General features: G+C 35.5%; 2 protein-coding genes. One reads left to right on the top strand and one right to left on the bottom strand.

Translation table 11 applies throughout. The features are described from left to right. The first annotated feature begins 65 nt into the window (after positions 1-65). Positions 66-959, top strand: coding sequence for an ATPase domain-containing protein (locus tag ACUVXA_RS20665; protein ID WP_445873182.1), 894 nt, complete (start codon positions 66-68; stop codon positions 957-959). A 27-nt stretch (positions 960-986) separates the two neighbouring features. On the opposite strand, the gene ACUVXA_RS20660 is transcribed toward ACUVXA_RS20665, so the two are convergent. Next, positions 987-1538 (bottom strand): RimK/LysX family protein, encoded by a 552-nt coding sequence (locus ACUVXA_RS20660; protein ID WP_445873181.1) that lies wholly within the window; start codon positions 1536-1538, stop codon positions 987-989. Between the last annotated feature and the right edge of the window lie 125 nt (positions 1539-1663).

The raw sequence follows: 1663 nt of genomic DNA, 5'->3' as shown, positions 1-1663 counted from the left end.
GAGATTACAAAAAGTTTTAAAATATGTAAACCATTTGTGTAATCCGAATGGAAAGGGGTAATCACATGGCTATTGATGATATAGATTATAAGCTATTGGATATTCTCAAAAAAGATGCGAGAACACCAGCATCTAAAATAGCAGAAGAGCTTGGAATTTCAAGGATGACTGTAAAAAATAGAATGAAAAGATTAGAAGACTTTGGAATTATTAGACAATATACTGTAATGCTTGGTGTTAAGCCTTTATTGTACGAACCTGCCCAAGCAAGGATTTTAGAACGGGTAAAAAGTGGAGTACCCGGTTTTGATAATTTATGTGAGGGCGGATTACCTAAAGGCACAACCACATTACTGTTAGGTCCCCCTGGAGCTGGGAAAACTATTTTTGGATTTCAGTTTCTCTATCATGGTTATAAGGATTATAATGAGCCTGGGGCTCTTATAGCCCTGCAGGATTCTCCGAGTGATTTGTTAACCTTAGCAGCCAATATGGGAATGAATCTAGATCTTAGTAAGGTAACAATCATAAGTCCTTTTTCTCCTGAAAATATTGTTCATGAGAGGGCAGACTATGAAACCTTGGCGTTAAATTTTGAAAAATCAATAGAGGAAGCAATAGTGCAGGTGGGCGCTGAGAGGGTGGTAATAGACTCCATATCCATATTTCTTTCACGATTTGAGGATATATACAAGAGAAGAAGAGAAATCTATCTGCTAAACAATTTTCTACGTTCCAGAGGATGTACCACAATAATGATAGCCGAGGATTATAATCAGATGGAGTACGCTCTAGAGAGCTATGTGGCACAAAACGTAATAGTTATGAGATATGGCGAAGAGGGTAATCACCGGAAAAAAGAACTAGAAATACTTAAAATGTTCGCCACCGATCACAGTCGGGGTTTTCACCCATTCTGGGTAACAAAAAACGGAATAAATATAGAACCCCTAACTTAAGAAAATGTTTAAGAAAGGTAACGTGTCTTAAAAATTTTTTAAATCCTGGTCATAGACATAATTGAAATTCCAAATCGGTTTCCCAGTGCTAAGCTTTTCTTTTGAGGTAACGTGTTCTAACTCGTGTTCAAGACTGAACGCCAAACTTCCTTCAAATCCTAATTCCTGTTTATCCAATTTTTTTAGCTTGATAACTTTCTCCTTTGGATCAATTACCGCAACCAATGCCTTATCAATACTCACCTTTATGTTATATGATCTTTCTACGAGTTCTCTCTCATCGCTTAATCCGCATTTTTCTATTCTATAGACTTTTCCTTGTCTCGTGATAATTCTCGGATTTATCAAAAGATAAATTGTTTCAAAACTTGTACCCTCTTTTATTTCCCTGTCATAAATTGTTTCTCGGTCTTTTACTGCGACTGAGACACTTTCACTATTTCTCAGGCTCCAATCCCCTCCGTATTTAATGGAAAGAAGGAGTGGAATCAATAGGTCTGAGTTTATGTCAAATAGCTTACTGAGTTTTTCTTCTGATGCAGTGAATTTTAGTATTTTTTTAAACTCCTCTAAACCCATTATTGAACACCATTCCCACAATAGGGTATTATGGTTTTTAGTCTTATTCTGGTCCGTTATATAAGTGGCTGTTATTAATTTGATAATGATATGTTATAAAAATAACTTTTTTACTTATTTTATAA

The sequence above is a fragment of the Candidatus Jordarchaeum sp. genome, from assembly GCF_052745115.1.
Note: the sequence above shows the minus strand (reverse complement) of the source record. Positions and strands in the feature narration are given on the sequence as shown.

Bases quoted from the DNA above. Each gene is read 5' to 3' on its own strand.
- ACUVXA_RS20660 (WP_445873181.1), bottom strand. From the start codon at position 1,538: ATGGGTTTAGAGGAGTTTAAAAAAATACTAAAATTCACTGCATCAGAA.
- ACUVXA_RS20665 (WP_445873182.1), top strand. From the start codon at position 66: ATGGCTATTGATGATATAGATTATAAGCTATTGGATATTCTCAAAAAA.